Annotated in this window: 21 protein-coding genes; 8 read left to right on the top strand and 13 right to left on the bottom strand. The window is 65.7% G+C overall.

The genetic code is table 11. From position 1 onward, the window contains the following. The first annotated feature begins 55 nt into the window (after positions 1-55). Complete coding sequence (locus KZZ07_RS17840; protein WP_219516196.1) at positions 56-1,831, top strand: SLC13 family permease; 1,776 nt, start codon at positions 56-58, stop codon at positions 1,829-1,831. Between the two features lie 14 nt (positions 1,832-1,845). Here the strand turns inward: KZZ07_RS17840 and tcuB are convergent, their stop codons facing one another. The 9 genes from tcuB to KZZ07_RS17800 form a co-directional block, all read right to left on the bottom strand. Further along, a complete protein-coding gene (tcuB, locus tag KZZ07_RS17835) occupies positions 1,846-2,937 on the bottom strand; it encodes a tricarballylate utilization 4Fe-4S protein TcuB (RefSeq protein WP_219516195.1) in 1,092 nt (363 codons plus the stop codon). Continuing rightward, positions 2,927-4,321 (bottom strand): FAD-dependent tricarballylate dehydrogenase TcuA, encoded by a 1,395-nt coding sequence (gene tcuA / locus KZZ07_RS17830; RefSeq protein ID WP_219516194.1) that lies wholly within the window; start codon positions 4,319-4,321, stop codon positions 2,927-2,929. Before tcuA ends, tcuB begins: the two co-directional genes overlap by 11 nt. Next, positions 4,318-4,974 carry a GntR family transcriptional regulator gene (locus tag KZZ07_RS17825; protein WP_219516193.1) on the bottom strand — a complete coding sequence of 219 codons (657 nt, stop codon included), beginning with the start codon at positions 4,972-4,974 and terminating at the stop codon, positions 4,318-4,320. Before KZZ07_RS17825 ends, tcuA begins: the two co-directional genes overlap by 4 nt. 156 nt (positions 4,975-5,130) lie before the next feature. Continuing rightward, complete coding sequence (locus tag KZZ07_RS17820) at positions 5,131-6,030, bottom strand: EamA family transporter (protein WP_219516192.1); 900 nt, start codon at positions 6,028-6,030, stop codon at positions 5,131-5,133. 22 nt (positions 6,031-6,052) lie between these two features. Continuing rightward, positions 6,053-6,184, bottom strand: coding sequence for a hypothetical protein (locus tag KZZ07_RS27765; RefSeq protein ID WP_255564431.1), 132 nt, complete (start codon positions 6,182-6,184; stop codon positions 6,053-6,055). Positions 6,185-6,196: 12 nt separating this feature from the next. Next, complete coding sequence (locus KZZ07_RS17815; protein ID WP_219516191.1) at positions 6,197-6,835, bottom strand: DsbA family oxidoreductase; 639 nt, start codon at positions 6,833-6,835, stop codon at positions 6,197-6,199. Continuing rightward, complete coding sequence (wrbA, locus tag KZZ07_RS17810; protein ID WP_219516190.1) at positions 6,835-7,452, bottom strand: NAD(P)H:quinone oxidoreductase; 618 nt, start codon at positions 7,450-7,452, stop codon at positions 6,835-6,837. The genes KZZ07_RS17815 and wrbA overlap by 1 nt, the downstream gene beginning before the upstream one ends. A gap of 107 nt (positions 7,453-7,559) precedes the next feature. Further along, entirely contained in the window at positions 7,560-8,447 is an 888-nt protein-coding gene (locus tag KZZ07_RS17805; protein WP_219516189.1) for a LysR family transcriptional regulator, read from the bottom strand. A 45-nt stretch (positions 8,448-8,492) separates the two neighbouring features. Next, positions 8,493-8,834 (bottom strand): bactofilin family protein, encoded by a 342-nt coding sequence (locus KZZ07_RS17800; RefSeq protein ID WP_219516188.1) that lies wholly within the window; start codon positions 8,832-8,834, stop codon positions 8,493-8,495. Positions 8,835-9,378: 544 nt separating this feature from the next. Here KZZ07_RS17800 and KZZ07_RS17795 point away from each other — a divergent pair. Then, a complete protein-coding gene (locus tag KZZ07_RS17795) occupies positions 9,379-10,419 on the top strand; it encodes a Hint domain-containing protein (protein WP_219516187.1) in 1,041 nt (346 codons plus the stop codon). A 39-nt stretch (positions 10,420-10,458) separates the two neighbouring features. Here KZZ07_RS17795 and KZZ07_RS17790 read toward each other — a convergent pair whose 3' ends face one another. The 3 genes from KZZ07_RS17790 to KZZ07_RS28100 form a co-directional block, all read right to left on the bottom strand. Continuing rightward, positions 10,459-10,833, bottom strand: a complete 375-nt coding sequence (locus KZZ07_RS17790; RefSeq protein ID WP_219516185.1) for a hypothetical protein — start codon at positions 10,831-10,833, stop codon at positions 10,459-10,461. A 113-nt stretch (positions 10,834-10,946) separates the two neighbouring features. Further along, positions 10,947-11,285: a hypothetical protein gene (locus KZZ07_RS17785; protein WP_219516184.1), complete on the bottom strand. Its 339-nt coding sequence runs from the start codon at positions 11,283-11,285 to the stop codon at positions 10,947-10,949. After that, positions 11,282-13,252 carry a sensor histidine kinase gene (locus tag KZZ07_RS28100; protein ID WP_219516183.1) on the bottom strand — a complete coding sequence of 657 codons (1,971 nt, stop codon included), beginning with the start codon at positions 13,250-13,252 and terminating at the stop codon, positions 11,282-11,284. Before KZZ07_RS28100 ends, KZZ07_RS17785 begins: the two co-directional genes overlap by 4 nt. Before the next feature lie 36 nt (positions 13,253-13,288). Between KZZ07_RS28100 and KZZ07_RS17775 the strand changes: the two genes are divergently transcribed. From KZZ07_RS17775 to KZZ07_RS17755, 5 genes are all read left to right on the top strand, one after another. Further along, positions 13,289-13,942: a LuxR C-terminal-related transcriptional regulator gene (locus KZZ07_RS17775; RefSeq protein ID WP_219516182.1), complete on the top strand. Its 654-nt coding sequence runs from the start codon at positions 13,289-13,291 to the stop codon at positions 13,940-13,942. A 150-nt stretch (positions 13,943-14,092) separates the two neighbouring features. Then, a complete protein-coding gene (locus tag KZZ07_RS17770) occupies positions 14,093-20,110 on the top strand; it encodes a LamG-like jellyroll fold domain-containing protein (protein ID WP_219516181.1) in 6,018 nt (2,005 codons plus the stop codon). 410 nt (positions 20,111-20,520) lie between these two features. After that, positions 20,521-21,498: a Bug family tripartite tricarboxylate transporter substrate binding protein gene (locus tag KZZ07_RS17765; protein ID WP_219516180.1), complete on the top strand. Its 978-nt coding sequence runs from the start codon at positions 20,521-20,523 to the stop codon at positions 21,496-21,498. Between the two features lie 83 nt (positions 21,499-21,581). Beyond that, entirely contained in the window at positions 21,582-22,013 is a 432-nt protein-coding gene (locus KZZ07_RS17760) for a tripartite tricarboxylate transporter TctB family protein (RefSeq protein WP_219516179.1), read from the top strand. 3 nt (positions 22,014-22,016) lie between these two features. Further along, positions 22,017-23,555: a tripartite tricarboxylate transporter permease gene (locus KZZ07_RS17755; protein WP_219516178.1), complete on the top strand. Its 1,539-nt coding sequence runs from the start codon at positions 22,017-22,019 to the stop codon at positions 23,553-23,555. Between the two features lie 62 nt (positions 23,556-23,617). On the opposite strand, the gene KZZ07_RS17750 is transcribed toward KZZ07_RS17755, so the two are convergent. Then, complete coding sequence (locus KZZ07_RS17750) at positions 23,618-24,400, bottom strand: IclR family transcriptional regulator (RefSeq protein ID WP_219516177.1); 783 nt, start codon at positions 24,398-24,400, stop codon at positions 23,618-23,620. A gap of 100 nt (positions 24,401-24,500) precedes the next feature. On the opposite strand from KZZ07_RS17750, the gene KZZ07_RS17745 reads away from it, so the two are divergent. Next, positions 24,501-25,448, top strand: a complete 948-nt coding sequence (locus KZZ07_RS17745) for a cupin domain-containing protein (RefSeq protein WP_219516176.1) — start codon at positions 24,501-24,503, stop codon at positions 25,446-25,448. The last annotated feature ends 417 nt before the right edge of the window (positions 25,449-25,865 follow it).

Raw genomic sequence — 25,865 nt, 5'->3', positions numbered from 1 at the left:
GGCGTCGGGACGGGCCTGCCCGTCGCGGTGCCCGACAATGCCAGAGGCTCCGCAGATGCCCGAAGACCAGACACTCATCATAGGCCTGTTCGCGGTGATCTTCGTGCTGCTGGTCTGGGGGCGGGTGCGCTATGACCTCGTGGCCTTCGGGGCGCTGACCCTTGGCGCCATCCTTGGCCTCGTGCCCTCGGACGAGGTGTTTTCGGGCTTCGGGCATTCGGCGGTGGCCATCATCGCGCTGGTCCTGATCGTCAGCCGGGGCCTGTCGTCCTCCGGGGCGGTGGAACTGATCGCCAGCCGCGTCATCGATCCCGAACGCCCCTTGCCCCTGCATATCGCCATCATCGGCAGCGCGGGCGCGGTGCTGTCGGCGGTCATCAACAACGTCGCGGCGCTGGCCCTCTTGATGCCGCTGGATGTCGAGGCTGCGGAAAAGGCCAAGCGGGCCGCGGGGCAAAGCCTGATGCCGCTGTCCTTTGCCACCATCCTGGGGGGCATGGTGACGCTGATCGGAACGCCGCCCAACATCGTGATCTCGGAGTATCGTCAGGACGTCATGGGACAGTCCTTCTCGATGTTCGATTTCGCCCCCGTGGGGCTGACGGTGGCGCTGGCGGGTATCGTCTTTGTCGCGCTGGTCGGCTGGCGGCTTTTGCCCTCGCGGACCTCGATTGCCGAACAGGGGCAGGCCTTTCGCAAGGGGCGCTACGTCGCCGAGCTGAAGGTCGCCGAGTCCGACGAGGAAAAGGACATCACGGTCCTGTCGCTATACCCCACCGCCGAAGATACGGACATCCACATCCTGGGCCTGATCCGTCACGGCAAGCGCCGCCCCGGGCTGGCCAGTCGCGAGACCCTGCAGCCGGGCGATTTCCTGGTGGTCGAGGGCGAGCCAAAGTCCATCGAGGCCTTCATGGGAAAGGCATCGCTGGAGTTCGCCGGGTCGGAACAGCACGAGGGCGGGGTTCTCGCGCCGGGCCTTGCCCTGCGCGAGGCCATCGTGCCGGACGATGCGCGTATAAACGGCCATACCGCGCGCAGCCTCGGCCTGCTGCATCGGCACGCGGTCACGCTGCTGGGCGTCTCACGCGAAGGGCGGCGATTCCAGGATCGGGTGCGTCTGCTGCGGGTCAGGGCAGGGGACGTGCTGTTGTTGCTGGGCACGCCCCGCAACGTCGAAAGCAGCATGGAATGGCTGGGCGTCCTGCCCATCGAGGGCCGCCACACGGAGGTGATCCAGCGCCGCAAGGCCGGTCTGTCCATTGCCGTCTTTGTCGCCGCTGTCGGGATGGCGGTGGCCGGCCTGTTGCCGCTGGCCGTGTCGCTGGCTGGCGCGGTGATCGCCTTTCTTGTGCTGGGGCTTGTCACCGGGCGCGAGGTCTACAATGCGATCGAATGGAAGGTCATCGTGCTGCTGGCCAGCCTCATCCCCTTGGCCGAGGCCTTTGAAAGGACCGGCGGCGCGGAATTGCTGGCCGGGCAGATCCTGGTCCTGACCGCGGACAGCGCCCCCTGGGTCAGCCTTGCGGTGCTGATGCTGGTAACGATGACCATGTCGGATTTCCTCAACAATGTCGCGACGACTTTGATCGCCGCCCCCATTGGCCTGTCGATTGCCCGGACGCTGGATGCGAACCCGGATACCTTTCTGATGGCCGTCGCGGTCGCGGCCTCCTGTGCCTTCCTCACGCCCATCGGGCACAAGAATAACACCATCATTCTTGGCCCCGGTGGCTATCGGTTCTCCGATTACTGGCGCATGGGGCTCCCGCTCGAGGTTCTGGTGATCGCGGTGTCCATCCCGGCGTTGCTGCTGTTCTGGCCGATCTGAGGCGGCAGGCCCTGTCAGGCCTGCCGTTGCTGCGCGTCGCGGACAAGCGCCGCGAACCGGTAAAAACCATGCGCCATCTTCGAATAGGGCGTGGTCAGGAACAGTGTCAGCACCGCGCCCAGGTGCAGGGCCAGCATGGCGGGAACCGCGCCGCTGCCACTGACAGCATAGAGGATCAGCCCGGTCAGGCCGGTCAGTCCCAGCAGAAGGACAAAGGCCATCTCTCCGCCCCAGGCGTTGCGCGCGCCCAACTGGGGGTCGGCTTTCAGCTTTAGCCCCGCCAGCCCGAAGGCGCCCAGCGTCAGGAGCAGCCCACCCGGAACGCCCAGCAACTTTGGCAGGCTGAACAGACCATAGGGCGCCTCCAAACCCAGTAGATAGTGCATCAGCGTGGCCGAAGAGGTGGAGGCGAAGCACAACAGGAACCCCCAGAACGTCGCCTGGTGTGCATGACGCCGGGCCTGGCTGTAGCGGTCGCCCTTTTCAAAGTTACAGCCCTGTCCCTGGCCGCCGTCGAGGTTCTTCAACTGTCCGGCGCGCAGAGCGGCGCGACGCAGGTGTGTCCAGCGGACCGGCGCCCCGCCGACGTCGCGCCAGTAGGCCCGCAGGCCCAGGGCAAGGACCACCATCGGAAAGAGGAAGGCGGGCAGAAAGATCGCCACCATTACCGTGTGGGACAGCACCGCGTAGAACCCTTCGCCGTTTGCCGGGGTCAGCATGGCCTGTGCCAGGAACAGCAGCGCGATCCCCGCAACCAGCGCGGCCGACAGCGCGACCCCGCGCCTTTGGAACAGCGCCCCCAGCCCGCCGGGCCAGCCGTAGCGATCCCAGCTGTCGACCCGCACATCGGCCAGCGCCTGCGGCAGGTTCAGCGCGAATTCATGCGGTTCCGTATACTGGCAGGAGTAATAGCAGCCCCGGCAGTTGTGGCAGAGGTTGGCGATCTGGACGATGTCCCCCTCGCCAAAGACCCGTTCCGCGAACATGGCCGGGAAGGCATCGCAGAACCCTTCGCAATAGCGGCAGGCGTTGCAGATCTCGACCTGGCGGCGCGCCTCCGAGATCGTGTCGGTTTGCGGGGATTGCGTGGCGGCGTCAAACGACATGGGCGGCGGCCTCCTGTCCTGCGATGCGTCCGAAGACGGTTCCGATGGTCATGCCGAACCCGGCAAGATAGCCCTGTCCCAGGATCGACCCGGCCATCATCTCTCCGGCGGCCCAGATGTTGGCATAGCGGCCATCCGGCCCGCTGACGCGGGCGGTTTCGTCCACCTTCAGGCCCAGATAGGTGAAGGTCACGCCGGGGCGCAGCGAATAGCCGTAAAAGGGGGGCTCGGCGATGGGGCGGGCCCAGTTCGTCTTGGGCGGCTCCAGCCCCTCGGTCGCCAGCCCGTCCAGTTCCTGGGGCGAAAACGCGCCCTCGCCGCAGGCTGCGTTGAAGGCCTCGACCGTTTCGGCCAGCTTGTCGGCGGGCAGACCCAGCTTGTCGGCCAGTCCGGCGATGGTATCGGCCTTCTCCGGCGGAAAGACCGAGGGCATGAAGAGTTCGACAGAACGCGAGTCGATGATCGAATAGGCCACCTGGTCGGGCTGCGCGGCCACCAGCCGGCCCCAGATCGCGTAGCGTTTCGGCCAGACGTCCTCCCCCTCGTCGTAGAACCTGTCGCCGTCGCGGTTGACGACGATGGAAAAGGGCACACAGTCCAGCCGGGTGACGATCCCGCCGTCGTATTTCGGCGCCCGTCCGTCGATGGCCACAGCATGACATTGCGTCGGATCGCCGACGCTTTCGGCGCCCTGGTCCAGCATATCGGCCAGCACGACACCGCGGTTATAGCGGGTGCCACGGATCAGGAAGTTGCGTGCCGAAGAGCCCCAGGCCCGTGCCAGCCAGTCGATATCCGACTGGAACCCGCCCGAGGCCAGCACCAGCGCCCGGCCCGAGATTCGCAGGCTTTCGCCGTCCAGCGTGACGTCCAGCGCCTCGAACTGGCCGTTCTCGATGTGCACATGGGTCACCTGGGCCTCGTATCGGACGGTTACGCCCAGGTCTTCCAGCGTGTTGTAATAGGCGTTGACCAACGCCTTGCCGCCGCCCAGGAAAAAGGCGTTGGTGCGGCTCAGCGACAGGGTGCCCGAAAGCGAGGGTTGAAAGCGCACGCCGTGGCGTTCCATCCAGGGCAGACAGTCCTCGGACTGCCGGATTGCCAGGCGGGCCAGCGTCTCGTCCGTCTCTCCCTTGGTGACGCGGATGAGATCGTCGAAGTACTCGTCCTCGCCATAGCTGTCGGTCAGCACCGACAGCGGACCGCGATGCATGCAACGAAAGTTGCGGGTATGGCGAGAGTTGCCGCCGCGATAGTCCTTTGGCGCGCCTTCCAGCACAAGCACGCGTGCGCCGGTCTCGGCGGCCTCGATCGCGGCGCAGAGCGCGGCATTGCCGCCGCCCGCCACGATCACGTCCCAGCCTGCGGTTTCGATCCCGCTCATTCCGTCACCTCCCGTCGGTATTGCCGCAGGCGGACCTGCAGCGCCGCCTGGATATGTTCCCGCATCAGCCGTTCGGCCCCGTCCTCGTCCCGCGCGCGCAGGGCCTGAAGGATCGCGTCGTGTTCGGCCACGGCCTGTTCGAACCGCGTGTCTTCGGCCAGCGTCGAACGTCCGAGGATCAACAGGGTCTTCTGCACCGCTTCCACCGCGCGGATCAGGAACCGGTTGCGGGCCGCGTTCAGGACAACGCGATGAAATTGGGCGTTGGCCTCATAGGCGGCGCCGATCTGGTCTGCGTCGCGCATTTCGTCGTTGATGGTGGCCAGTTCGGCCATCTCGACGTCCGAGACAGAGCGCGCGGCAAAGCGCGCCGCCGTGCCTTCCAGAACCGCGCGCATGGCGTAAAGCTCTGTGATCTCGGCGTAATCCAGTTGGCGGACGACCAGCCCGCCGCGCGGGACATGTGTCACCAGGCCGTCGGCCTCCAGCCGGTGCACGGCTTCGCGGACAGGGGTCCGAGAGACGCCGTATTTCGCCGCCAGCTCGGTTTCGATCAGCCGGTCGCCGGGGCGGATTGTGCCCTTTCGGATCTCGGCCACGATCCGGCTGTAGGGGTCGGCGGCCTGCCGTGCCTTGTTGTCCGTATGCTCCATGCGCCCGTCCGCGATCAAATCTGTGTCCTAATGTATACATATGTATCCATTGGAGTGCAATGCGTACTTGGGGATGCTTTGAGCAAAGAAGAAGGGCCCCGGACGATGCCGGGGCCCCAGGGGGCTGTTGCTGGCAGGACAAGACGCGCGCGTCTGTCAGGCCGACGGTTTCGCCCCCGCCAAGATCGGGGCGCCCAGCGGTGCGGCACGTGGACGGTTCGCGCGCTGCCCGGCCCAGACAGAGCCAAGGACGATCACGGCCCCGATCACTTGCACCGGCGTCAGCGCCTGTCCCAGCCAGGCCCAACCCAGGATCACGGCGGTCAGGGGGCTCATCATCGACAGCATCGACACCGCCCCGGGCTCGATCCGTGCGAGGCCCCGGAACCAGATCACATAGGTCGCGGCGGCGCCGATCAGGCCCAGCCAGGTCAGCCCGGCAAGGTTGGTGGCGGTCAGTGGCGGCAACGGCGGCTCGAAGATCAGGGCCAGCGGGAGCAGGATCAGCCCGCCCGCCGTCAGTTGCCAGGCGGTAAAGCTGAGCGCCGAAACCGGCGGCTGCCACTTGCGGCTGAGCACGGTGCCCGCCGCCATCGAGGCAGCGCCGCCCAGCCCCGCGGCCACGCCGATCGGGTCCAGCCCGGCCTCGGGGCCGATCAGCAGCAGCGCCACACCCATCACACCCGTCGCCGAGGCGGCCACGGCCCCGGCGCGGATGGGGGTTCCTAGCCAGCCGCGCGCCATCAGGATGACGATCATGGTCTGTACCGCGCCCAGCGTCGCGGCGACACCTCCGGGCAGCCGGTAGGCCGCCACGAAAAGCAGGACCCAGAACAGGGCAAAGTTGAGACTGCCCAGCAGAAAAGTGCGGCCCACCCAGGCGCGCGGCGGCAGGCAGCGCGTGACGGTCAGCAGCAGCAGACCGGCGGGCAGGGCGCGCAGTGCGGCCAGCGTGACGGGATAGCCGTCCGGCAGGGCCTCGGTCGTGACGAGGTAGGTGCTGCCCCAGATCGCAGGAGCAAGCGCCGTCAGGAGAATATCGGTGGTGCGTGACATGGTCGGGGTCCTTTCAGGCGGCTCACCAGCGGTGGTCATAGCGATACGGCGGGCGAGACGGGCAGGGCGGCAGCCCGATGTCGCGCAACAGCTGGGGCGGGAGACCGCGCAGCTCTGGCGGTCGGGCAGTGCGGCGGAAAAGGCGGATATGCATGGCGGTCTCCATTCAGGCCAGGATCTGCTGCGCGGCACGGATCTGCGCGGCCAGATCCTCTGTCGGGCCATTGACCAGGCGGGTGCCGGTGTCACGGATGATGAGCGCGGGGATGGAACGGACCTGCAGCGCGCGGGCGACCTGACGATCGGCTTCGACGGCGATTGCGGTCTCGGGGTCTTCGAAGAGCCGGTCAAAACCCGCCGCCTCGAATCCGGCGTCCCGTGCGATTTGCAGGACCGTTTCAGGGTCGGCGATGTTGCGGGCCTCGGACAGGTGCGCGCGCTGCAACTGGTCGAACATCCGCCAGTGTCCCTCCTGTCCGTCCAGCCGCTCTGCCGCCTTGCATCCCAGCGCGGCGGTCAGGCCGTGGGGATAATCGAAAGCGGCGGCGCGCATCGACTCGATGTCGATCAGTTCGGGCCGGTCGCTGAGCTCTCGGCAGGCCGACCAGTGGCCCAGGATCGTGTCCCTGGCCGCCTGCGGCGATCCCCAGCGGGCGGCCATCTCGGCGCGGCTGTCCTGAAGGACAAAGGTGCGGTGCCGGATCGTCAGGTCGTACTCGGATGCAATTCCGCGCATCCGCGACGAGATGTTGAAGCACCAGCAGCAGACGACGTCATGGAAGAAGTCGATGGTCAGGGTGGACATCAGGCGGCCTCCCCTTGCCGGTCGGCGCCTGTAAGGCGGGCGGCGATCCCGGCCACATGCGCCCCCTGAAACCGGGCCCCGGCCAGATCGGTTTCTGTCGGCGCAAGCGATCCGTCAGCCCCGGCGATGGTTCCGGCACCGTAGGGCGCGCCGCCGACGATGTGTTCGGCAGTGGTCTGCCTGGCAAAGCTGTAGGGCATTCCCGCGATCAACATGCCGAAGTGCTGCAGCGGGATCTGGAAGGACAGCAGCGTGGCCTCGTGCCCGCCGTGCTGCGAGCCGGTGGAGGCAAAGACACCGGCCACCTTGCCGACCAGTGCGTTGCGCGCCCAAAGCCCGCCCGCCTGGTCGAGAAAGCTCTTCATCTGGCCGGCCATCATGCCAAACAGCGTCGGCGTGCCGAACAGGATGGCGTCGTAGGTTTCAAGGTCTGCGGGCGTGGCCAGCGGCGTGTGATCCTCGATGAACCCGGCATTCCGCCGGATGTCGTCGGGAACGGTTTCCGGCACGCGACGCAGGTCGACCAGGGTGCCGGGCACGCTGCGGGCGCCTTCGGCCTCGGCCAGAGCGCGGACATGGCCATAGCTGGAATAGTAAAGAACAAGAACGCGGGTCATCGGGATCCTCTTGGGTTTGGTGTGGTGATGCCCGTGAAGATCGGTGATCGGGCGCGCCGGAATAAGCGGCCCGCGCGCAAATCATTCTTTACGTCGGTTGAAGAATGTCAGCCCCGCAGTGCCGTGCGCAAATGATCCAGAAAGGCCGTCACCCGCGCGTCCATCCCCAGCCGAGACGCGGTCACGGCGAAGATGTCGGGCGCGGGCAACTCCCAGTCAGGCAGGATGCGCACCAAGTCTCCGCGCGCCTCGGGCGCGTCAGAGATGAAATCGGGCAGGGTGCCGATACCGTGGCCCGCGATCAGCAGATCCCGCAGGACAAGGCTGTTGCCGACGCGCACGGGCGGGTCCAGGTCGATGGTGCGGGTGCCACCCGCACCTTGCAACGTCCAGCTGTTCAGATGATCGGCCAGCAGGAACCCGACGATCCGGTGCCCGGCGATCTCTTCGGGTGTCTGTGGTGTGCCGGCCTGTTCCAGGTAGGCCGGCGCGGCAAAGATCCTTTGCCGGATCGTGCCCAGTTTGCGCGCCACCAGGGCGGAATCCGGCATGGCGGCCCGGATGCGGATCGAGACGTCGAACCCGCCCTCGACCATGTCCACCACACGGTCGTCCAAAGACAGGGTCAGCCTGAGGTCGGGGTAGGCGTTCAGGAAATCGGGCAGGAACGGCGCGATGACCGCCTGTCCGAAAGAGGAGGAGGCATTGACCCTGAGGTGCCCGCGCACCGCCCCCGCGCCATCGCGGATGCGGGTCTCGACCCGGGTCACGGCATCGAGGATGCCGCTGGTCTCATCGTAGTAGAGCCGCCCGGCATCGGTCAGCGACATCGACCGGGTGGTCCGTGTCAGCAGCGTGCTGCCCAGGCTTTGCTCCAGCAGTTTGATCTCGCGGCTGAGCAGTGCGGGCGAGACGCCCAGATCCTCGGCCGCACGGGCAAAGCTGCCGCGCTCGACGATGCGGCGAAAGGCTTGCATGACGGAAAGCTTGTCCATCCCGGCGCGCTCTCGGTGTCAGGCGGCCCGCGACGGCCGGTCGCCTCAGCCCTGGGTGCCGACCCGCGAAAAGCTGCAGTTCACGTTGGCGCCGCTTTCGATTGTCAGGGACGCGTAGGAAATCTCGCCGGACACCTGAGCGCCCGCGCTCAGCTTGACGTCGCCGCCCAGGATCTGGCCCTCGAACTTGCCGGTCACGACGATCGTGTCGGCGCGCAGTTCTCCGACGGCAGAGCCGCCGGCCTCGATGGTGATTCCATCCGCCCGGATGCGCCCGTCGGCATGGCCGACCAGCTCGAAATGGCCCGGGATCGTCAGGTCCCCAACCAGCTTGGCCCCTGCTGCCAGGTGAGAGCGTGCTTTGGTGGCGGAGGTGGTCTGTGACATGTTTCAACTTTCAAAGGCTATGATGCATGCGGGCCAAAGCATCGGCGGCCAAGGACCCCTGTCGGGACCATAGTCAGCTTTGCCCGTCCCAGTTAACCCAAAAATAGCCGGGTGCAGACCAAAATGACCGGGTGATGAAGCGCGGTCGCAGATTCCCGCCGGGCCAGCGGAGGTCACGGGGTCAGTTTTCGGCGCCCGGCGTGCTTGCTCCGAGTGCGGGGCGCTGTTGGTCCCATCCAGAGGAACCGGTTGGGCAATTGGCACGTCACCGGCTTTGGATGTGTCAGACCCTTGTCCATCGCGCAACCCGTCCCGGACAGGGTGGCCGTTGCCATGTCGCAGCCCGCGAACGTGGGTGTGAGACAGATCCAGTTTCTTCCCACCGTTCAAGCGGCCAGGTATCCGGTGTTGGAGCCGGGGGCCTGCGCGGGACCTTGGTCCTTCTGTCAGGTCCCGGTTTAACCGAATAACAACAGTCTTCGCGCATCGTCTGGACCGTCCGTCCCGTTTCTTTCCCGGGGCACGTCAGGAAAGATCGCGCTGCATGTCCTACTCACTGCAATACCAGGTGCTGCATTTCGCCCTGCTGTCCGCGAGCTTTTTTTCCGAAAACCAGACCCTGCTGCTCAGCGATGTCGGCATCACCTCCGGCCCCGCGGCGCTGGAGGACAATGACGGCAAGATCTACGTGGGTGAACAGATGACGCTGGATGGGCGCACCGTGGAAATGCTGGGGTCGGGGACCGCGCAGCCGGGGATCGATCTGCTGGGTTTGGTCGTTCCGACGGGCAGTGCGGTCGACGTCATGGTGATGAAAGACGTCGACACAGGGGAAAAACTGCTGGTCTATCCAGAGGGGCCGCCGAACCTGCTGTCCGCCATTGCCGTCGTCCTGTCGGTCGATCAGACCGGCTATGATCTGACCGTGACCGGGACGATCTGTTTCTGCCCGGACACACATATCCTGACCCCGCGCGGGCGGGTTCCGGTGCAGGATCTTGGCCCCGGGGCCAAGGTGCTGGACTACAGGGGCACGGCCGGGACAGTCGCCACAATCCTGCGCTCTCGCCATCGGTCGCCCGCCGCCGGGCAACAGCCGGTGGTGATAGACCCCGGCGCCTTTGGCGAGGGGCTGCCGCATCGCCGGCTCAAGGTCTCGCCACAGCACCGTATCTGCATTCCCGGCTCTGATCCGCATGGGCCGGACCCGCTGCTTGGTCCCGCAAAGGGATTTACCGGTCTGCCACAGGTGCGCATTCGCCAGGCCGACCGCCCGGTGACTTATATCCACGTGGTGACAGAGCGGCACATGTTGCTGGTCGCCGAGGGGATCCCGGCGGAATCCATGTTGATCGGAGACCGGAGCCTGCGCAGCTTGGACAAGGCGGGCCGGCGCAAGCTGTCACGCGCGCTGGGGGTCGCGGACGCGGCGCTGGACCGGCATCCGGCGGCACAGCCCTGCGGACGGGTGCTTGGCGTCCGCGAGGCGACTGCGTTGATAGAGGCCTGGCGCATTCGGGTCGGTGACACCGGAGAGCGGGCCTGGCCCGACCACCAACAGCCGCCGTTGCGCGCGGTGAGCTAGACCCCCGCTATCGCTGCGTGGATGGGCCTCAATACATGGCTATCGGGTCTCTCGCCGGAAGGTCACGCTGGTCTCTTGGTTGCGGTCTGTCCAGGACATGCGCGTGGGGCCCTGCAGCGACAGGCTGTTTCCCTGCCGGTCGCGAAAAAGCCTCTTGTCCACCCTGCGAAAGGCCACGGGGATCGAGGAATAGCTGTGCCGTTGCAGCGTTATGAGGTCTGGCGTGACCATCTGGATGGTCACGACCAGGCGGTGCCCTTCAGGCCATTCCGCGGCATAGGTGCCGCTGACCAGAACCTCTTGCTGATCTTCGAATGGCACCGGGTCAACGGGCAGCGGCTCTGCCGACAAAGCCGCCGGGGCAAGTTGCGACAAGACTGCGCCGATAAGCGCGAGCGTCAGGCATGGACGCATCTGGGGGATCCTCTGCGGCTTTGGGCGATGCCCTTGTCGGACGCCCGCAGCTTAGGCCCCGCCCTTATGCGCAGACATGGGGCCGATCCCCCATTCGCGTGGCTGTTTCGTGCCTAGCCGCCTTCCGCGCGGAAGCCATCGTCGGCCCGCCGCAGCTCACCCGGGCTGGCCAACCCGTCGCGATTTGCATCGACCCTGCGAAAGGCCAAGCGGTAGGCCCCGAATGTGCGGATCGTGACCGCCGTCGATTGACCGGAGGCGGCCATGAGGCGGACAAAGACACGGAATTCAGCAAAGTTCAGAACACCGTCCCTGTTGGCATCGGCGCTGACAAAGGCATCCACCTCGCCCCGGCTGACTGCGCCCGCCCCCGGAACAACGGTCTGTGCGCCGGCCGGTAGGGCGGAACAGAGGGCAAGGACGAGGGTGACGGATGATAGGCCTTGTCTCATGAACGCGTCTCCGGTGGTATTTCCAGCGAAAAGGCCGTGCCTTTGCCGACCCGTGATCGGGCCTGCAGGACAAGCCCGTTCTGCCGCGCCAGCTGGTGGCAGATGGCCAGTCCCAGCCCGTGCCCCTTGCTGTCCGTGCCGGACTGCCAGGCCTTCATGTTCCGCGCCAGCGCATCCTCGGTCATGCCCGGACCCGTGTCCAGAACCTGCAGGACCAGCCCGTCCCCTTGCCGCCGGACCCCGACAAGGATGCGCCCCGCGCGGGTATATTTGACCGCGTTCGACACGAGGTTCGACAGGATGCGCATCAGGTGCAGCGCTGGAACCCGCACCTGGGCCGTGCTGGGAACGATCCGCAGGTCCAATCCCTTGGCCCGGGCCTCGTCGCGGAACATCTGGCCGACGGCCTCCAGCACCAGCGACAGGGGGTAGGGGGCGGCGTCATCTTCTGCTTCGGCCCGGATCTCGTCGCGGGCCGTGTCCAGCTGTCCGCCGGTCAGCGTCTGGATATAGTCGAAAGCCTCTTGCAGGTGATCCCGCGTGTCCTGCGGCGCATCGCGGGCCATGCGTTCGATCGACAGGCGCAAGGCGCTCAGCGGTTGGCGGATGTCATGCGACATGCTGGCCATCTGCATCCGGCGGCTGTCCGCAAGATCCCGCATGCGGGCAAAATTGCGTTCCGCCTCCAGCAGGTCGCGCGTGGTCCTGGCCTCTTTGCGGACGGCCTCCATCTCGCGGGCCAGAGCCGCGGTGTGGGCGCGGCGCATGTCGATCAGCCCGGCAGAGAGGCCGGCCATGATCCCCAAGGCCAGCGTCGCGTAGGTGCCCTTGATCGTCCAGGGGATCGACAGGCCCCCGGCCTGGCTGCGCGTCAGGGCAAGGGCCGCGACACCGCCAAGGCCGACCAGCGCGATCAGCGGGATCAGCCGCAGGATGGGGCGCATCCTGTCGCCCAGCGTGTCCCATTGGAAGACGGCAAAGACCTGCGCGGCCAGCATCAAGGCCAACAGCACATAGGCCAGCGGCGCCATGATCTCGGGCGGCAGAACAGGAACGGCAAGGATTGCAGCCAGCGCGGCCAGGGCGCCCGCCCTCGGAAACCACAGGACCGCGGGTCGTGTCCCGGGCAGACGCAGCGACAGGAGGGCGGCCAGGAACCCCAGCCCGGTGGTCGCCAGCAGCAGCACCAGACCGACGGGCAGATGCAGACCCGGGCGGGAGGGGTAGAGCCAGCGAAACAGGAAGTTGTCGAGATAGGCGACGAAGACCAGCCCCAGCAGCAACAGACCGGCATAGGCCAGGCCGGTCCCCGCCCGCATCAAGGCGCTGAAGACCGCGAAAATGGCGAGGCAGGACAGGAGAAAGGCATAGAACCCGGCCAGTGACAGCCCGCTGGCAAACCCCTTGGCCCGCACCGCCGCGCCACGTTCCAGACTGAGGTCCAGCGCCTCGACCGTGCCGTGGACCATGCGCACCAGCATCAGCGCGCGCTCGCCCGGGCGCAGATCGAAGGGGCGGCTGACAACCCGCGTGACGGCGTAATCCTCGGGGGCAAAGGGCTTGCGGATGTCATACGCCAGCACTTGTTCCGTTTCGGCCCCCAGCCGCACCAGCACGACGTCCAGCGCAATCAACCCGTAGATGTCCGAGGCCAGCACCCAGTCGTCCGGCGGTCGCCCGTCGTCCGGTGCGCCGCTCTGGATTTCGACCACGGCCCAGAGCGGCTGGTAGGGATGCAAATTTGCGGCGGTCTGTGAGAAGGAGGATGAGAGGCGGCCCGCCGAATGGCGCTCTGCCAGGCTGGTCAGCGTGTCGCCTGTGCCGGGGGCAAAACGCATCTGCGCCCCGATGGGGACACTGGGCGTCTCCGGGTCCAGGACCAGTGTGGGCGGAGCCTCTGCGTGCAGTGGGGCCGCCAGGATCAAAAGCATCGAAGAGGCCAGGAAAAGTGCTAAGACTGACCGCACGTTGTCCTCTCCCTGCGCCCCAAGCGGAGCATACGAATGTCAGAGCCCCGTTTCCAAGCCGTTGTAGCGGACGATCACGCGATTGTCCGGTCCGGCCTGCGTGCGGCGCTGGAAAGCCCTGGCCTTGTCGAACCGGCGGGCATCAAGGTGGTGGCCGAGGCCGCCGACGGGCTGAGCGCCATCGCCGCGATCCGGCAGAACCGGCCGTCGCTGTTGCTGCTGGACGTGCAGATGCCGCTGGCGGGCGGGCTGGAGGTCCTGATCGAGGCGCGGCGCTGGTCGCCGGAGACCCGCGTCGTCGTGCTGAGCGGCGTGACATCGCCGGGCAAGATCGGCGAACTGGTGTCTTGCGGTGTCGACGGGCTGTTTTCCAAGGGCGAGGACAATGACGAACTCTTTGGCGCCTTGCCCGGCATCCTGCGGGGCAGGCGCCACGTCGCCGAGGTGTTCCGCAGGATGCTGGAAGAGGCGCCAGCGGTCCCGGCGCTGTCAGAGCGTGAACGGCAGGTGCTGAACCTGGTTGTGGCCGGGCGGTCCAACAAGGAAATGGCCCAGGTGCTGGGCATCAGCGCCAAGACCGTCGACCGCCACCGGACCAACCTGATGCAGAAACTCGACGTGCATTCGGTGGCCCAGTTGATCGCCTACGCCCTGCGCGAAGGGCTGATCGCGCCCACATCGGGGCTGTAGACCGCCCCCAATGCCTTGCGATCTGCGCCGGGCGGGTGTGCCACCCGTGCGGGTGGATTGGGGGATTCACCCCATCCTGAAAGGTCACGCATCTATTTAGGCTGTCCGCAACACCGGCAGGACCGGCCCTTGATTTGACGGAGAGATTCGATGCCCAGCCAGATTTCCCAGTTGGACGACAACGTGCAGGACACGCGCCTTGCGGCGCAGACCGCCCTCGATGCCGTCAACGGCGCGATCGACGCGCTCGACCTGGTCAAGGACGTCTTCGAGGTTCTCGAGGACATCGACGAGGACGCGGAAAAGCTCGAAAGCATCGCCAAGGGGCTTAAGAACGCGCTCACGCTGATTTCCAAGGTCGGGCCGCCGCTGTCGAGTGTGACCCCGTTCTTGAAACGGGTCATCGAAAGCGTCGAGGAACGCGCGCATGATGTCGCCAACGGCATCGACGTCGAAAGCAAGTTCGGCGACTTCAAAGACACCGTCGCGGCGCTCATCGACGGGCTGGAAGGGGCGCGGGACACGCTGGAAATCGCCGTGGCCGAGCTTTCGGCGGTTGAAAACGGGATCGCCGATGCCGCCGACGGGATCGAGAACGCCTATTCCATCCCGCCCGAGCTGCAGAATGCGATCGACCAGGCAGAGATCATCGCCGCGAACATCAACAATTCGACCAGCGGCATCAGCGATCTGGCAGAGGACATCAACACGCTAAAGGTCCGGATCGACGGTATCCTGGGCGATTTCCCGTCCACCGCCGCCACGTTGATCGGCGTGGCCCGGGATTTCATCGACCTGATCGGCAAGGTCGATTTCCTGCAAACGCCGGTGGATGTTCTCAACGACGCGCTGGAGCCGGTGCAATGGGCGCTGGACGCGGCAGAGGCGGTGATCGAGGCGGTCATCAACCCGGTCCTTGACCCGATCATGGACAGTTTGGGCATCACCGATCTTTTCGACAAGATGTCGGATGCAATCAACGCGTTGATCCCCGAGTTCAGCCTCTTTGAAGGGATCGACCTGGACCTGGGCAATTTCGAAGTGGAATTCGGCGACCTCGTGGTGGATGCGCCGAACCTGGACGTGGCGCTGGACCCCGATGTCATGGCGCGGATGCGCGACGACATCGACAGGTTGGCGGTGGAGGTGCGCAAGCTGATCACGCCCTTCGATCCGGTCAACCTGCTGCTGGATGACAGCGCCAACCTTGCAATCGGTTATGACGGGTTCGAGGGACGCGACCCCAACGGGATCATCGCCGGCGGCACGAACATCTTGGCACAGGACGGCGATGACCTGATCTCGGGCGGGCTGGGTGATGACGTCCTGCACGGCGGGGCCGGGAACGACGTGCTGATCGGTGGCGCAGGCGACGATATCATCGACGGTGGCAGCGGCACCGACGGTGTCATCTTGCAGGGCAACCTGAGCGAGTTCAGCATCAAGCGCGACACGGTCACGGGCAACATCACCGTCAGCCACACGCACGGCCCCTCGCAGGGCCCCGACCTGGGCACCGACGTGATCAGCAACGTCGAATATTTCATTTTCGAGGACCGCACGCTTCATATCGACGATTTCGACTATTTCTACGATGCCGCGAATGGCGAGACCGATGGCGACGGGATTTCCCTGCCCGGGGTGCCGACCGGGCCGTCGCGCGATTTCATGTTCGGCACGGATGGCGCCGAGAGCATCGCCGGTTACGAGCTGATGGACTACATCGCCGCTCGGGACGGCAACGATTCTCTCTACGGGGGCAATGGCAACGACTTCCTCGAAGGGGGCGCCGGGTTCGACAGGATCGACGGCGGGGCGGACAGCGATGTCGGTTCCTACCTCGGCGACTCCGACCGGGCACATTTTGTCTCGCTGCTGGCACCGGGCGATCCGCGGCAGCCCTTCCTCTCCGAGGATTTCTACATTGCGGTCGAGAACCTGACCGGCAGCGACAACGAGGACTGGCTTTGGGGGGACGACACCGCCAACCGGCTGGACGGGCGCGGCGACAACGACGTGCTGCGCGGGCTGGGCGGCAACGATTCCCTGCTCAGCGGCAAAGGCACCGACCTGATGATCGGGGGCGCGGGCAACGACACCGTGATCGCCACCGCAGTGGACTATGAGCCGACCGATCCCTCGACCATCGGGCGCAAGCTGATCGTGGCGGGCACGGGCAACGACAGTTACATCAACGAGCGCGGCAACTTCAGCAGCCTCTGGTACGGCGGCGTCGATTACGCGGCCAACTTCCCGATGTTTCCGACCCTCGCCGCCGTGGGTCTCAGCCCGGCAGAGATCGACGCGATGCTGCCCGATCACCTGAGGGTCGACGGGGCGCAGGACCTGATCCGCAAGTACGACATCGCAGGCAACCTGATCGGCACCGACCGGATCGAGGGGAGCTTTCGGATTTATGGGGCCGAGGGCGATGACACCTTCATCGGGTCCGACCGGCAGGATGTCTATTTTGGCGGTGACGGGAATGACCTCTTTGAAGGCGGGGCGCGCAATTTCCGCCCCATCTGGGACACGGCGGACCCGCAGAACAGCTTTGCCGTCCACGATTTCTACGATGGTGGCGCGGGTGATGACCGGTTCCGGCCCGCGCAGGGCCGCACCAATCTGGCAGGCGGCAGAGGCGACGACACGGTCGAGATCACCCGCCAGGGTTGGCTGCTGGTCGATGGCAGCGAGGACACGGAGCCCAGCGGCAGCGCCGAGGTCGACACGCTGGATTTCTCGGGCAGCGATCTCGGCTGGGCGATCGACCTGAGCGGCGAGTACATCGGCGACCCGCTCAAACTGGGTTACAAGGGCGTGGCCGAAGGGCATGAACCCGGCACCACGCATCTGCCGGGGGCGACGGACTATGCCGGTTTTGACAGCCTGCAGCGGCAGCTGGGCGCGCCGGGAGGCAGTTTCGATCTGCTGTTGGGGCAGTCCTATCTCGAAATCAAGGGTTTCGAGGCCGTCATCGGCAGCGATCAGAACGATTTCATCGCCGGAAACGACCGCGCGAACCATCTGCGCGGCGGGCTGGGCAACGACGTCATCCTTGGCCATTCGGGCAGCGGTCTGGACGTGCTGGCCGGCGAGGATGGCGACGATACCGTGATCGGCAGCAGCAGTGACGACCGTATCCTTGGCGGCGACGGCAACGACGATTTGCGCAATGCCGAGGGCAGCATAGATGTCGGAGGCACTGACCTGATGTCCGGCGGACGCGGTGACGACATCCTGCGCCTGTTCAGCGGTCCGGGGCAGATCACCCTCTCCGGCGGGCCGGGTGTGGACGTGGCGGATTTCAGCGGCTTCGACGGGCCGGTCACGCTGGATCTGTCGCAAGGTGGAAATGCCGGTATCCAGACCAGCGGCGTCGAGAACCTACGCGGCAGTCAGAACGGGGATACGCTGACCGGCAACCACCTGGGCAACAATCTCAATGGCCAGGCGGGCAATGATCTGATCGACGGCGGGCTGGGCAACGACGTGCTCTTTGCCGGCGAGGGGCTGGATACCTTGCGTGGCGGCAGCGGCAATGACCTGCTGGTGGTCGGTATGGGCGGTGGCGACATGCAGGGGGGCATCGGGATCGACACGGCCAGTTTTGGCCCCAACCAGACGGGAGAGCTGTCGGATGGCAGCCCCGATTGGCAGCCCACCCAGACGTCCGGCCAGGCCGCGATCCATCTGAAGGACGGGATCGGCGGTTTCCGTGACCTGTCGACCGGGGTCGCCCACACATACACCTTCGGCGGGATCGAGAATGTCTCGGGCTCGCTTTCGGACGACCGTCTGACCGGCGATGACGCCCGCAACCAGCTGAGCGGCGATGCGGGCGACGACCTACTGGTGGGTCTTGGCGGCAACGACACCCTCTCTGGCGGCGATGGCAACGACCACCTTGTCGACGGCATCGACGTGCCCGCCTTTGCCATGAACGCCGATGGGACCCGGGATCAGATGCTGCGGCTGGAAGGCTATGACGACATGCCCGGCGGCTCCTTCACCGTGGACATGATGTTCCGCGCGACAGAGGCACCGGGGACCGTGCAGACCTCGTTCCTGTCCTACGCGGTGCCGGGCAGCACCAATGAACTGCTGATCATCGGGACCCCGACGGGCGGGATGGAGCTGTGGATCAATGGCCAGTATTTCGTGACCAATGTGCCGCTGGACGGTCTGTTCGACGGCCAGCCCCATCGCATCACCCTGTCCGTCAGCCCCGCTTTGGGCGGCAACGCGTCCTTCAGCCTTTATCATGATGGCGAAAACGTCTATTCCAACGTCCTCACCGGGTCGGCCATCGGCGGGCTGACCGCCGGGGGCACGCTGATCATCGGCCAGGAACAGGACCAGGTGAACGGCGCTTTCGACAGCAACCAGGTGCTGCGGGGAGAGGTCGGCGAGGTTCGGGTCTGGAACCGGGCGCTGGGCGCGACGGAAGTGGCGCAAAAGGCCCTGTCGCCGGTTGATCCGGCGACGGAACCGGGGCTGGTGACGCTTTGGGCGCCCGATCCCGACACCGACCGGATGGAGGATGCGATGGGGGGCGATCCCCTGTTGGCGGAGACCATCAGCGGCGCGGGGCCGCTTCCCCAGATTGTGACCCAGGCGGGCGGCGGCAACGAGGTGATGAACGGTGGCGCGGGCAACGACACGCTGGAGGGAGGTTCCGGCAATGACGACCTGACCGGCGGCGCGGGCGACGACAGCCTGTTCGGCGGCACGGGCGAGGATACGGCACGCTTTGTGGGCGATGACGCGGTCGCGGTCGACCTGCGGATCACGGGCCCGCAGGATACCGGGCGCGGGATGGACGTGTTGCAGGGGATCGAGCATCTGACCAGCGCGGGCGGCAATGACCGGCTCTTCGGCAACGCACTGGCCAATCGTCTGGATGCGGGTGAGGGCAACGACATCCTGAACGGGCTGGAAGGCAACGATACCCTGAACGGCGGGGCCGGGGCCGACTGGCTGGTTGGCAACATCGGGATGGACATGGCCTCTTACGACGGGGCCGCCGCCGGGCTGATCGCCGATCTTGCCAATGCCGGGCTGAACACGGGCGAGGCGCGGGGCGATACCTATATCGGGATCGAGAGCCTCGAAGGCTCTGCCCATTCCGACAGCCTGCGCGGCGATGCGGGGGCGAACCTGCTCTTCGGTCTCGCCGGGGCGGACACGCTGGTGGGCCGTGGCGGAGATGACACATTGATGGGCGGGCAGGGGGCCGACAGGTTGATCGGCAGCACGGGCACCGACACGGCCAGCTATGCCAATGCCACCGGATCCGTGATCGCCGACCTTGGAAACACCGGGTTGAACACGGGCGAGGCTGCTGGTGACAGCTATCTCGACGTGGAAAACCTGATCGGCAGTGCCTATGGCGACAGCCTGCGCGGCGATGGCGGGGCCAACATGCTGTCCGGTCTGGCCGGGGCGGATACGCTGATCGGCTACGACGGCGATGATTCCCTTGCCGGGGATGCCGGGGCGGACCGGCTGATCGGCGGGGCAGGCTCGGATACGGCGGTCTATGCCTCGGCGGCTGGAGGCCTGATCGCCGACCTCGTCGATCCCTCGCTGAACACCGGAGACGCGCGCGGCGACACCTACCTGTCGGTCGAGAACCTGCTGGGATCGAGCTTTGGGGATGTGCTGCGAGGCAATCACCTGGGCAATGTCATCGCGGGCGACCTGGGCGACGATGTGCTGATCGGACGCCAGGGCGCCGACAGCATGTCCGGCGGTGCCGGGAACGACGTGCTGCGCGGTGACGGCGGTGACGATGTGCTGGACGGCGGCGCGGGCCAAGACCTGCTGATCGGCGGGCTGGGCACCGACTTTCTGACGGGCGGGGCGGATGCGGATGTCTTCATGTTCGTCTCTGCCGCCGAGGCTGGGCTGGGCGCTGCCCGCGACCAGATCCTGGATTTCGAACAGGGCGTGGACGTGATCAACCTTGCGGGCGTGGTGCCGGGCGCTTTCACCTTCCGGGGCACGGACGGCTTCACCGGAACCGGCGCACCGGAGTTGCAGCTGATCGAGACGGCGGGCGGCGGAACCGTGGTGCAGTTCGATACGGATGGCGACGGCTCGGCGGACGGCGGTATCCGGGTGGTGGGCGTCAGCGGCCTGACCGCGGACGACTTTATCCTGTAGGGGTCATGGGGGAACCGGGCCTGCTAAGGACGGCCCGGTGCCCGCGACAGAATTCTGGCGGCGTCCGAAAAGCGTCGAGCGCGGCAGCAGGGTGCGCGCTCCATCCCGACCGACCCGCAGCGAGTGGGTATGTCTCGGGTGGCTTCGATGATCGGGGCCACGTCGCAGATCATGCCTGACCCGGCCAGTGGCCGGATCAGGCGCTCGGCCAGGTCCTCGGCGTCTTGCGTCACGAGCACAGGCATCGCCGCGGCCTCTTTTCCCGGCATTCTGTCGGCTGGCTGACAGGTTCATGACAGGAATATTCGCTACACATCCGTAACTCGCGAAAAAGAGCGTCGAGACGCCGACATCGCGGGGATCGGACCGGATGCAGAGGAGTGCGTCCGGCCAGAGTGTTGGAGGACCACATGAAATTTTCCGTAACCCGCGGCGCATTCGCCGCTGTTGTCCTGTCGCTGTCCGCCGTTGCGGCACAGGCGCAGGAAAACCCCGAATGCATCGCCCCGGCCAACCCCGGCGGCGGCTGGGACTTCACCTGCCGCCAGGTCGGCAAGTCGATGCAGGACCTTGGCCTGATCGACAAGACCATGCAGGTCGTCAACCTCGCCGGTGGCGGCGGTGGCGTGGCCTTTGCCGAAGTGGTGAACAAGCGCGGTGACGACGACGACCTGATCGTCGCGGCCTCGACCGCAACCGCAACCCGCCTGGCGCAGGGCGCCTACCCGGGCAACACGATGGACCAGGTCCGTTGGTTGGCCACAATCGGCGCCGACTACGGCGTGATTGCTGTTTCCGCCGACAGCGAAGTCGGCACGCTGCCGGACTTGCTGGACCAGATCAAGGCAGACCCGACCTCGGTCTCCATTGCCGGCGGGTCCGCCGTGGGCGGCTGGGACCACCTCAAGGTCCTGATCGCGGCCAATGCCTACGGCATCGAGAACGTGCGTTCCGTGAAATACATCGCCTTCGACGGCGGCGGCGAGGCGGTGACCCAGTTGCTGGCCGGATCGGTTCAGGCCTTCACCGGCGACATTTCCGAAGCCAAGGGTTTTGTCGACTCCGGTGACATCAAGGTCATCGCGGTGCTGTCGCCTGAACGCCTGCCCGGCGAATTCGCCGATTTCCCGACGGCGCGCGAACAGGGCATCGACGCCATCGGCGCCAACTGGCGCGGCTTCTACGCCCCCGGCGACATGAGCGACGAGGCCTATGATGCCTGGGTGTCCAAGATCGCCGACCTTTATGCTTCGGACGCATGGAAAGACGTGATGGCCGCAAACGGTCTGGCCCCGCTGGACCTGCAGGGCGCCGAGTTCCAGAGCTTCGTGGCCGACTCGGTTGCGCAGATTCAGGCGATTTCCAAGGAAATCGGCATCATCAAGTAAGCGCCCGCCGCTCGCCTGATGAAGGGCGCCGCGCGGATGTGCGGCGCCCGACCTTCTACCTGACACCCGAATAGGAGACCGCCATGAGCGATCGTATCTTCGGGGTCGTCGGCATGCTCCTCGCCATCGGCTATGTTTTTGCCGCGCTCGCGATCGAGGAAAGCTTTCTCTCGGATGCCGTCGGCCCAAAGGCCTTCCCCTTCATCATTGCCGCCATTCTGGGCCTGTCCAGCCTGGTGATCGTGCTGCGCCCGGACGCCGAACCGCACTGGCCCGCCCTTGGGCGCCTGGTCGAGGTCTTCGCCTCGGTCGTGGTTCTGATCCTCTACGCCGAGATGCTGCCTGTCGCCGGGTTTGTCATCGCCACCGCCTTTGCCGCCGCCTACCTGGCCTGGCGCCTGGGCTCTTCGCCGCTGGAGTCCGTCCTTGTCGGGGTTGGCACCTCTGTCGGCATCTATGTCATCTTTCACCTCGTGCTGGGCCTGTCGCTCGCACGTGGGCCCTGGGGGTTCTGAAAAATGGAGATGTTTGGAAATCTCGCCGATGGTTTTGCCATCGCGCTGACCTGGCAGAACCTGCTGCTGGCGTTGCTGGGCTGCTTCCTGGGCACGATCATGGGCGCGCTGCCCGGTCTTGGCCCGTCGAATGGCGTGGCGATCCTGATCCCGCTGGCCTTTACCATGGGGCTGGGGGCGACGCCTTCGCTGATCCTGCTGACATCGGTTTATTACGGGGCGATGTACGGCGGGCGGATCTCATCCATCCTGCTGAACATTCCCGGGGACGAACCGGCGATGATGACCTGCCTTGACGGCCACCCGATGGCCAAGAAGGGGCTTGCCGGTGAGGCGCTGTCGCTCTCGGGCATCGCGTCTTTCGTCGGCGCCTTCTTTGCCACCTGGGGCCTGATCCTGCTGGCACCGCAGCTGGTCAAGATCGCGCTGCTCTTCGGACCGGCGGAATACTTCGCGCTCTTCGCGCTGGCCTTCATGACTCTGGGCGGCGTGTCCTCGACCAACCAGGCGAAATCGGCCTTTGCCGCGGCACTGGGCCTTGGCCTTGCGACCATCGGTGTGGATACCCAGACCGGCGTACCGCGCTTCACCTTCGGCGAAGTGCATCTTTATGACGGGCTGGATTTCCTTGTCGCCATCGTCGGGCTGTTCGCCTTGTCTGAGGTCTTCATCTTTCTCGAAAACCGTCATGGCGGGGCCGAGGCTGACAGCAAGAAGATCAAAGTGGGCAAGCTGTACCCGCCGATGTCGATGATCAAGCAATGTACGCCGACCATGCTGCGCACTTCCTTCCTGGGCTTCCTCGCCGGGGTGTTGCCAGGGGCCGGAGCCTCGCTGGGGTCGTTCATTTCCTACTCGATGGAAAAGCGGCTGGTGGACAAGGAAGGCACCTTTGGCACTGGCGACCCGCGCGGCGTGGCCGCGCCCGAGGCGGGCAACAACGCTGCCGCCGGGGGCGCGCTGGTGCCGATGCTGGCGTTGGGTGTGCCGGGGTCGGGGACGACGGCGGTGCTGCTGGCCGTGCTGCTGGCGCTGAACATCACGCCCGGACCGCTTCTGTTCACCCAGAACCCGGATGTGGTCTGGGGCCTGATCGCGGCGCTCTTTATCGCCAACTTCATGCTGCTGGCGATGAACATCCCGATGGTGGGCCTGTTCACCCGTGTCCTGATGATCCCCAGCCGCATCCTGATGCCCATCGTGGCGATGGTCAGCTTTGTCGGGATCTACGGCATCTCCGGGTCGACCTTTGACCTGCTGGTCATGATCGGCTTTGGCGTCATGGGCTGGGTGCTGCGCAAGCTGGACGTGCCGTTGGTGCCGATCATCCTCGGGACACTTCTGGGCAACGCGATGGAAAACAACCTGCGCCGGGCGGTGACCATCGACAACGGCGACTGGTGGACGCTGGTCGACAGCCCGCTGTCCATCGGCCTATGGGCCATCGCGATCATCGGCTTTATCCTGCCACTGATCGTCGGTGCCCGCGTCAAGGCCAGGATGCACAAGCGCCGCGACGAGGAAGGCTCGATCAGCGACTGATCCCCGCCAAATCGAAAAAGACCAAGACCGCTCGGGACCAGTCCGGGCGGTCTTTTCTTTGGCTAGTTGCCCAGCAGGCGTGAAATGCGGGCCGCCGTGTCCTCCAGCGCGCGCCGAACCTCTGGGGGCACGGCTTGTCGGCCCTCGGTCGCACTGGTGGCGTTGATCGCCGCGACGGTCTTGCCCGACATGTCGCGCAGGGGCGCCGCGACAGAGGTGATCCCCGCCTCGAAGCTGCCGACCTGTGTGACGGTGTCGCTGTTGCGGTCGGCCCGCCACTGGGTCATCAGGTCTGTCATGCCGGGCGCGGTGTTGCGTGTCGTGCGCTGGGCATCCGCGTCGCGGTAGAGCGCAATCAGTGTCTCCTCGTCCAAGTCGGCCAGCAGAACGCGCCCCATCGTGGTATTGGCGGCGGGCAGGCGGCTGCCGACATGGACGATGCTACCCAGGCCCAGCCGGCTGGGCACCCGCAGCATGTACAGAACCAGGGTTCCGTCCCGCACACCCAGATGCGTGGACCAGTCCGTCTCGTCGCGCAGGCGTTCCAGTTCGGGCAGGGCGATCTCGACCAGTTCGCGTGTGGCAAGATAGCCAAAGCCCAGCCGCATCACCGCAGGGCCAAGCGCGTAGGTCTTTCGCGCCTCGTCGTGCAGCAGATACCCCATCTGGGCCAGCGTGTAGACGCTGCGAAAGGCAGCGGACCGGCTTTGCCCGATCTCGCGGGCGATCTCGGACAGGGACATTTCCCGGCGTTCGGGGGTGAAGGCGGTCAGCACCTGCAGGCCCCGCATGAGGCCGGGAACAAGATAGCGATCCTCGGCAGGATCAAGGTTGGTTCGTGGCAAGCGCGTTTTATCCATGAAACGCCGTATAGGATATGAAACATCGCTTTGCTACCCGTATCGCATCGAATTTGAAGCGCGACACGACAAGAGGAAACACCCGATGAACATCAAGACCGATGCGGTTTCGACCCTGGCCGCCGAGCTGTCCGCCCACACCGGACGTTTCACCGACAAGCAGTTCGACTGGAACGCCTTTCCGTCCAACGCAGGTTTCCCCGATCTGGCCCGTGCGCAGATGCGCTATATCGGGGCCGGGGGCTCGCCCAAGGTCGGCGACACCACCACGATGCAGCCCGACAACTTTACCCTGTCGCTGATCTACAAGGAGCACGGCAAATACGCCGCCTGCCACAGCCACGAGATCGAAGAGAGCTTTCTCATCATCGACGGCGCGCTGATCGTCGGCTGGGAGCGTGACGGCGAGGTGGTCGAAGTCAACCTGGGTCCCAAGGACATGATCCTGAACGCGCGCGAGGTCGGCCACGGGTTCCGCGTCGATGGCCCCGAGCCGGTGCTGATGTCGATTTCGGTCGACGTGGGCAAGCCGCTGCCGCCGAAGTACCACTATCACCCCAAGGAGCACGCGCCGGAACTGGCGCGCAGCTTTGGTGCGCAGCCCGGCAAGACCATGCCGTTCGATCCGAACGGCGCGCATGAGCTGCAGCAACTGATGGGACAGTTCGTCATCCGCCACGCCGAGGCGCCGACGATCTGGGAAGAGGCCGGGTTCACCCGCAAGGTCTATGTCGGTGAGGGCGGCATCGCCAACGACACCTGCCGCAAGGAGATGTGGGGCATCCCCAGCCGCACGGGCGTGCAGGCCTTCACCCGCCCGGTCGAGGACGCGATGATGGTGCTCGAAGGCTCGCTCATCGTGGGCTGGGAAGAGAATGGCGAAACCGTCGAGGTAGAGCTAGGCCCGCGCGACCTGGTCAAGACGCCGGCGGGCCGCAAACACTGGTTCCGAAACAACTCGGCCGGTCATGCGACCGTCTGGACCGTGATCGGGACCTCCTCGGAGGATGGCGTGGTCTACAAGGCGGCCTGAGTCGTCCGTCACTCCCTGTTTGGACTTCGGGGCGCCTTCGGGTGCCCCGCTTTTCGTTTTTCGGAGTGCTTGCCACTGACCGAATGCGGCTGGTGGCCCTGAGGAAACAGTCCTTCGTTTGCGGGTTGGAGGCCATTGTTAACAGATCAGGCGAGGGTGTATTGAACCGGAAGCAGTGCTTTTTGATCTGATGGAGACGTAAAGCAATGACAGGTCTGAGGCATTTTTTTGGGTGGTTTTGCGCAAGGTATCTTGAACGCAAGTCTAAGAATAAATTGGTGTCTATCCTGCAATCGTTCGCCTTGTTTGCACTGTTTTGTTTGGGTCTTTTCGTAGCATATTTGAGGTTCACGCGCACATTTTGATAGCGGGGTGTTCGAAGCAAATAGACCCTCGCCGGACTACGTTGTTCGTGGC

Source organism: Mameliella sp. CS4 (assembly GCF_019392335.1).
Lineage (GTDB): Bacteria > Pseudomonadota > Alphaproteobacteria > Rhodobacterales > Rhodobacteraceae > Antarctobacter.
This window is presented reverse-complemented; position numbering and strand designations above follow the sequence as displayed.